Here is a 7647-nt window from a genome sequence, read left to right on the forward strand (position 1 = left end):
TGGGCAGCAGTCAGCTTGCTCGCTGGTGCTGTCTGTTGATGTACGGCGATTCGCTGGATCGGTCGTCGGGCCGCGATCCTATCGTGACGCTGGTGGAACGTCGCGCAGGCTTTATGGAGCAGGGCGCGATCGTGCTGCGCGGCAAGGACCGCGAATTCAGTCAGAGTGCGTGGCTGACGGGTTTGCTCTCGCTGGTGCATGTGCCGAATGGCGCCGATGCAGCGAGTCTGATCGGCCAGTTGCCGCTCGATGCATCAATCAAGGATGCGATCGTGGATCGGCGCGGCGATCTCGGCACGCTGCTGTCCATCGTCGAATCAATGGAAGCGGGAGATTTCAACGGTGCGCTTGAGCAGAGCTGCAGCTTTGGACCGGCGTTCAAAGCGCGATTGCCGGACCTCGGCTGGTAAGTTCACGCGCGGCGCGATCGCTTAAAACAAGTGCCGCAGAGCGACGCGACCAACGAACTGATTGTGCGTAGAAGAAGGCGCATCCGCACCGGTGATATAGGCCTGATCCAGCGGTGATGCCGACGCATTACCCCCGGCGACGTGCTGATACATCGCCTGGACGTAGGCATCCGTACGCGTCGAGAGTTGATAGTCGGCCATCACGCCAAACTGATGCCACTTCGGTTTCGAGTTGCCTGCCGCGCTGTTGAACTTGCCGATTGTGTAGTTATACATAGCACCTGCGTAAATTGCTTTGGTGAACTGGTATTTGAAGTTCACTTCGAAGTTATCGAACTTGAGCGAGCTTGCGGTGTTGGCGAAATTGCCAACATAGACGGAGCCGGTTGCATCGTTCAGATCGGTATGCGTGTAGACGAAGCCAAGCGTCGCGGCATCGGCAATGGCGTAATTGATGCCTGCGCCCCACACGCGCTCGCGGCCTGCGAAGAACGCGGTGTCGTCGGTGGCGAGCGAGCCGCCTGCGTTCGCGCCCGGATTGTTGATCTGCATATATGTGGCCGCAGCGGAAAGCGGTCCTGCAACGTATTGCGCGCCCACGCTGTACGCGCGATTGTTCGAGAAGCCGCCCGCCTGATTGCTGAATCCGTACAAGCCGCCGAAACTGAAGCCGCCGTAGTTGTTGCTGGTGTATTTGACTGCGTTATTGAGGCGGAAAGAGTTGTCCGTGTTGTCGTTATCGAACGGATGCGAAAGCAGATAACCGGCCCAATTGCCGTTCGCAGTGAGCGGCGCAAGATAGTCCACCACGGAGTCATATTGGCGGCCAAGCGTGATCGTGCCGAGCGTCGATGAGCTCAGGCCGACATACGCTTGCCGCCCGAACATGCGTCCCGATTGACCGAGCTTGCCGTTGTTCACATCGAAGCCATTTTCAAGCTGGAAAATGGCCTTCATGCCGCCGCCGAGATCTTCCGATCCTTTGAGGCCCCATCGGCTGCCTTGCGCGAAGCCGCTGGCTAATTGCTCGTTGGCATGTCCGCCGACATTGTTCGTGTAGTTGAAACCTTCATCGATCACGCCATACAACGTGACCGAGGTCTGCGCGACAGAGGCGAGTGGAAATGCGAGCGCACTCAGTGCAGCGCTGGCGAACAGGGATTTTTTCATTGATGAATGCCCGTGGGTTTGATGGTCGTGGTTCATGCGACGTCGAGGCTTCATGACGTTGCATGGCATCGGACTGTAAGGGGCACAAAATCCGCGCTCGCTGCAAAACTGTTTTTCTGCGGTACGTGTCGCGCTGGCAACTATGCAGGCTTGCAAAAAGTTATCGGCGTTGCATGGCGAAGTCGATAAAGGAACGGACCGTCTGCGTGGCATAGCGCTGGCCTGCATAGAGCAGGGAAATCGTTCGTTCCTTGCCTTCCAGATCGAACGATTGCAACAGCGGAATCAGGCGGCCATCCGCCAGTTCGGCTTCGATCAACATGCGCGGTAAACGCGCAATGCCAAGGCCCGCAACGGTGGAACGCGCCACGGCCATGATGTTTTGCGCACTGAGCGTAGGCACCAGGCTCACACGATGCACGCCGTGGCTGTCGCTGAAGGTCCAATATCGCATAAGTGATTCGGAATCCAGAAGAATATCGTGGTTGCCGAGTTCGTTCGGAATGCGTGGCACGCCGCGTCGTTCCAGATAATCAGGCGAGGCGACGACCATATCGCAAGTTTGACCGAGATTTCGGCATATTAGCGATGAATCGCGCAGCTTGCGTTCGGTCATCACGCAGATTTCGAAGTCTTCCGGCGCGACTTGCGCGGGTGTTTCGTAGATCGTCAGGTCGAATGAAATCAGCGGATGAGTTTGACGAAATTCCGCTAAAAGACGGGGTAAATCGGTAGCGGCATATAAAGCCGAGACCGCCATCTTTAAACGGCCCGCAGCGGATTGCGACTCGCCGCGCACGCGTTCTTCCATGCGCTGAATCTGAACGATCACATCGGTGCAGGCTTCGAAGTAGCGTTCTCCTGCCGCCGTCAGCGAAACGTGCCGCGTGGTGCGATTGATGAGCCTGAGATCGAGGTGCTTCTCCAGTGCGCTCAGTCCGCGCGTGACGGCGGAGTTGGAAATGCCGAGTTGCCTCGCTGCATCGCTGAAATTCAGGCATTCCGCGACTTTGGCGAAAATGCGCATGGATTCGAATTGGTTCATCGCGTTTGCCAGTCTCCGCCGAGCGCCACGATCAATCCAACGGATGCGATCACGCGCCTCGCATCGATTTGTTCGGCGGTTCGTTCGTTATTCAATGCGATGGTCTGCGCGGTTACGACATCAAGATAACTGACCGCGCCCGCGTTATAGCGATTAGTCGTGAGTTTGAGCGAGAGCGCGGCGGCATCGGATGCGCGCCGCTGGCTTTGCGCTTCATCGGCCAGTGCATTCAACGATGTCAAATTGTCCTCGACTTGCTGAAACGAAGCCAGCACCGTCTGCCGATAATCGGCCACATATCCATCGTATTGCGCGTGTGCATTCGCGAGCGCGGCATCATGACGGCCGCCGTCGAACAAGGTCGCAGCGAGTTGCGGGCCGAGCGACCAGAACAGGCTCGGCGCAGTCAGCCACGGCGCGAAGAACGTGCTTTCGAGGCCCGCGCTCGCGCCCAATACGAGGTCCGGAAAATAGGCCGCGCGCGCTTCGCCAATCTGCGCATTTGCCGCAAATACACGACGCTCCGCCGCCGCGATATCGGGACGCCGTTCGAGCAATTGCGATGGCAGCGCGGCGGGAATCGCAGGCAAATTTATGCTTTGCATACCTACCGGAATCGAAAATGTCGATGCCGGTTCGCCGGTGAGCGTGGCGATCGCATGTTCGAGCTGCGCGCGTTGCGATGCCGTTTCCGTGGCCTGCGTGCGCGTGCTTTCGAGTTGCGCTTGCGCCTGCGCGACGGCGGACGCATCGATCGCTCCGTTAGCGAGCTGCTGATTCAGTAATCGCAATGCAGCGGCATACGCGGTGACGGAATCATCGAGCAGCTTCTTTTGCGTATCGAGCGAACGCAGATTGAAATAGTCGATGGCGATCTGACTCGTCACGGACAAGCGCACCGCTTCGACATCGGCGGCGCTGGCTTCGGCATTCGCTTGCGCGTTGACGGTGGCATCGTGAATGCGGCCGAACAAGTCCGGTTCCCACGATGCAGACACCCCCATCGAATAGTCCGGGATGGTCTTGCCCGCGAGCGACTTGCCCTCCACATTCGCCGATGTACGCGCACGGCTCTGCGATGCACCCGCCGTCACCGTAGGCCAGAATCCGGCGCGTTGATAATCGACCATTGCGCGGGCCTGCTGCAACTGCGAGACCGCTTTTTTAAGGCTCTGATTCGATACATCGACGCGCGCTTCGATCGCATCGAGTTGCGGGTCCTGAAAGCGCGTCCACCACGGACCGCGCGCGGTTTGATCGGCGGGCTGCGCGACGGACCATCCCGGTGCGGACGCATAATGCGCGGGAATGGCCACATCGGGCTTCTGGTAGGCGGGCATGGTCGAACATGCGGCAAGCGCTGTGCATATCAGCAAAACGAGGGCTTTCATCTTTGACTGACCTTCACGGTTTCGCCGCTCATCAACGCATCGCCGGGATTGTCGATGACGCGTTCGTTCGCGCTCAGGCCCGTGGTGATTTCGACATGCGTGCCAAAGTCCCGTCCGATATTCACCGTCTTGAGCACGGTCTTGTTCGACGCGTCCACCGTTGCGACGGTTACGCCGTTCGGACGGAATAGCAAAGCGCTGACAGGAAGATCGAGTGCAGGCGTGCCGTTTTCAAGCGCAAGATGAACTTGCGCATACGCGCCGGGTAATATCGAGTCATCCTTATTATCGACGTCAACTTCCACGCGCAAGGTGCGGCTGACTGCGTCCATCGCGCCCGAAGTACGCGCGACGCGCGCAGAAAACTGCCTGCCCGGATATTGCTGCACAGTGAGATAAGCATGCGTATTCGACGTAACGTAAGGCGCGTCGCTCTGCGGCACATCGACGAACACGCGCAAGGTGTCGCGCTGCGCGACATGAAATAACTCTCCCGTCGATGCCGCCAATCCCGGCGCACCGCCCGCAGTCACGAGCGCGCCGACATCCACGTTGCGCGCGGTAACGACACCATCGAACGGTGCAACAACTTTCTCATACGATACGAGTTCGCCAAGCCGCCGCACGTTCGCCTGCGCGGATTGCAGCATCGCACGTTTGGCGAGCATATCGCCGGTCTTCGTGTCCGCGTCCTGCTGCGACACCGATTGCGTTTTCAGCATGTCCTGCCAGCGTTGCGCGGTGGCGTTCGCATAGTTGAAATTGGCTTGCGCGGTCGCTTCATCGGCGTGTGCCTGTTGAAGTTGCGCGTCGAGTTCGGGCGTTTGAATATCGGCGAGTAGCTGGCCTTTTTTCACGTGCGCGCCGATATCCGTGTACCAGTGTTGCACGTAGCCGCTGGTGCGTGCGTAGATCGCCGCATCGGCGAAAGCGGTGACTGCGCCCGGAAGCAGCAGTTCTTGTGTGGCAGGCGCGGGCTTCGGTGCAATCACCGATACGGTCTGCACGCGCTGCGTCGCGGTCTGCGCGGCCAGCGCGCTTTGCGCATGAAGACGCGGCAGTATGCCGGCCGCAAGCAGCGCGGCGGCCACGCCTGAAAAAATCAAAGGGAGTACGAAGCGATGCTTTTTCATTGAAGTGGCTTGTTTTAAGGCTTATCGAGGGTGGTGCGGCGGCGCGCGAGCCATGTATGAACGACCGCGAACATCACCGGAACGAACAGCAGCGTGGATACCGTGCCGAGCGCAAGGCCACCGATCACCGCGCGCCCGAGCGGCGCGTTCTGTTCGCCGCCATCGCCAAGACCGAGCGCCATGGGCAGCATGCCGATCAACATGGCGAGCGCGGTCATGATGACGGGACGAAAGCGCGTAAAGCCTGCTTCGAGCGCCGCATGCCACGCTTGCGCGCCTTCATGCAGTTTCTCGCGCGCTGCGTTGATCACCAGAATGCTGTTTGCCGTCGCGATGCCGATACACAAAATGGTTCCGGTCAACGCAGGCACGCTCAACGTGGTGCCTGTCGCGAACAGCATCCACGCGATACCCGCGAGCGACGCGGGTAAGCCGCAAATAATGATGAGCGGATCGATCCACGACTGAAAATTGACTACCATCAGTAGATAAACGAGCGCGATGGCAAACACGAGACCCGAGCCAAGACCACTGAACGATTGCGTCATGGATTGCACCTGTCCGCGCATGACGATGGACGATCCCGGCGGCAACTGCGCCTTGCTTTGATCGATGAGCTTCGTTACATCGCTTGCCACGCCGCCGAGATCGCGGCCCTGCACGGAGCCGTAGATATCGAGCACGGGCTGCACGTTGTAATGCGATACCACCGCTTGCTGCGACACGCGCCGCATGGTGCCAAGTGATCCGAGCAAACTCTGCGGCGCGCTCGACGCATCGCTCTTGTTGAGCGGCACATTCGCCAGCGTCTGCAAGGAATGAATATCGTATTGCGGCACTTCGGTCATCAGCGGATAGCTCACGCCGTTCTTTGGATCGAGCCAGAAATTCGGCGTGGTTTGCGAACTGCCCGACAGTGAAATCAGCAGGTCTTGCGCGACGTCCTTTTGCGTGAGGCCCGCTTGCATCGCTTTGGTGCGGTCTACGTCGATGTTGATCGCAGGCTCGTCGCCGGGCTGCTGAATATGGGCATCGACGAGGCCGTGCACGTTGCGCAGTTTCGCGAGCAGTTGATTTGCCACCACGCGATTTTTTGCGAGGTCCCTGCCGACGATTTGAATATCGATCGGTGCGGGCTGACCGAAGTTGAGAATCTGACTCGTGATATCGGCAGGAAGAAAGGAGAACGTAGTACCGGGAAACGAAGTCGCGAGCACGTTGCGCAGCTTCGTTACGTACGATGCAGTCGGCGCATGTTTGGCCGTCAGCGCAATCATGATGTCCGCATCTTCGGTGCCGATCGGTGCCGACGAGGAATACGTCAGGTTGATGCCACTGACCGGCACGCCGATGTTATCGAGCAGGGACGCTTCTTCGGACTTCGGTATCACGGTGCGGATTTTCGCTTCCACTTCATCGACCAGCCGTGCGGTTTCTTCGATACGCGTGCCCGTTGGCGCACGCATATGCAGCCTGATTTCGCCGGTATCGATACTCGGAAAGAAGTCGCGGCCGGTGAACGGCACGAGCGTCATCGAAGCGAGGCAGAACACCACGAAAATGGCGATCACCGTACGCGGATGCCCGATGCCGTTTTCGAGCACGGCCTTATAACGCGTGCGCAATGCTTCGAAACGATGTTCGAATGCAGCTTGCCAGCGCACCAGAAACGCAAAGCGTCCGGTCGGTTCGCCGCCTTTTCGCGCCTTGAGCAGATACATCGCAAGCGTGGGAATCAGCGTGCGCGAGAAGAAGTAGGATGCGCACATCGCGAACACGACGGCTTCGGCCATCGGCACGAACAGATAGCGCGCAACGCCTGAAAGCAGGAACATCGGCGCGAATACGATGCAGATGGAAAGCGTGGACACGAAGGTCGGCACGGCGATCTCGCCGGAGCCATTGAGAATGGCATCGGTCAGCGGCGCGCCGTTTTCCAGATGATGCGTGATGTTTTCGATTGCAACGGTCGCGTCGTCCACCAGAATGCCGACTGCGAGCGCAAGACCGCCGAGCGTCATGATGTTGATGGTCTCGCCCAACGCCGACAACGCAATCAGTGACGTGATGACCGACAGCGGAATGGTGACCGCGATAATGAGCGTGGCGCGCCAGCTTCCTAAAAAGAGCAGGATCATCATCGCAGTCAGGCAAGCGGCGATCAGCGCTTCGCGTACGACGCCAAGGATTGCTGACTTTACGTATACCGATTGATCCGCCAGCGGCGTGATCTTGAGCGCTTTCGGCAGACCCGCAGAGATTTGCGGCAACATCGAACGGATTTGCTGAATGATGGTGAGCGTCGATGTGCTGCCGGTCTTTTCAACCGTCAGCAAAGCCGCGCGCTTGCCGTCGCTGCGCACGATATTGGTTTGCGGCGCATAACCGTCGCGCACCTGAGCGACATCTCGCAGATAGACCACGCCGCCTTTGATCGCCTTGATGGGCAGATCGTTGAGTGCGGCGACGCTTTCGGTGCTGCCGTTCATCTGCACGTT

General features: G+C 58.9%; 5 protein-coding genes and 1 pseudogene. 1 reads left to right on the forward strand and 5 read right to left on the reverse strand.

The genetic code is table 11. The features are described from left to right. Nucleotides 1-410, forward strand: a pseudogene (locus tag P7F28_RS03450) (diguanylate phosphodiesterase); the annotation flags it as partial. A gap of 21 nt (nucleotides 411-431) precedes the next feature. Here the strand turns inward: P7F28_RS03450 and P7F28_RS03455 are convergent. The 5 genes from P7F28_RS03455 to P7F28_RS03475 all read right to left on the reverse strand — a co-directional run. After that, the gene (locus P7F28_RS03455) at nucleotides 432-1580 is read right to left on the reverse strand and encodes a porin (protein ID WP_277183042.1); all 1149 of its coding nucleotides are present in this window, start codon (nucleotides 1578-1580) and stop codon (nucleotides 432-434) included. A 160-nt stretch (nucleotides 1581-1740) separates the two neighbouring features. Then, nucleotides 1741-2625, reverse strand: a complete 885-nt coding sequence (locus tag P7F28_RS03460; RefSeq protein WP_277183043.1) for a LysR family transcriptional regulator — start codon at nucleotides 2623-2625, stop codon at nucleotides 1741-1743. Then, entirely contained in the window at nucleotides 2622-4016 is a 1395-nt protein-coding gene (locus P7F28_RS03465) for an efflux transporter outer membrane subunit (protein ID WP_277183044.1), read from the reverse strand. The genes P7F28_RS03460 and P7F28_RS03465 overlap by 4 nt, the downstream gene beginning before the upstream one ends. Further along, nucleotides 4013-5149, reverse strand: a complete 1137-nt coding sequence (locus tag P7F28_RS03470; RefSeq protein ID WP_277183045.1) for an efflux RND transporter periplasmic adaptor subunit — start codon at nucleotides 5147-5149, stop codon at nucleotides 4013-4015. The genes P7F28_RS03465 and P7F28_RS03470 overlap by 4 nt, the downstream gene beginning before the upstream one ends. Nucleotides 5150-5163: 14 nt before the next feature. Further along, nucleotides 5164-7647: efflux RND transporter permease subunit (locus tag P7F28_RS03475; RefSeq protein ID WP_277183046.1), on the reverse strand; the 2484-nt coding region annotated here is incomplete at its 5' end.

The sequence above is a fragment of the Caballeronia sp. BR00000012568055 genome (genome assembly GCF_029439455.1).
GTDB lineage: Bacteria > Pseudomonadota > Gammaproteobacteria > Burkholderiales > Burkholderiaceae > Caballeronia.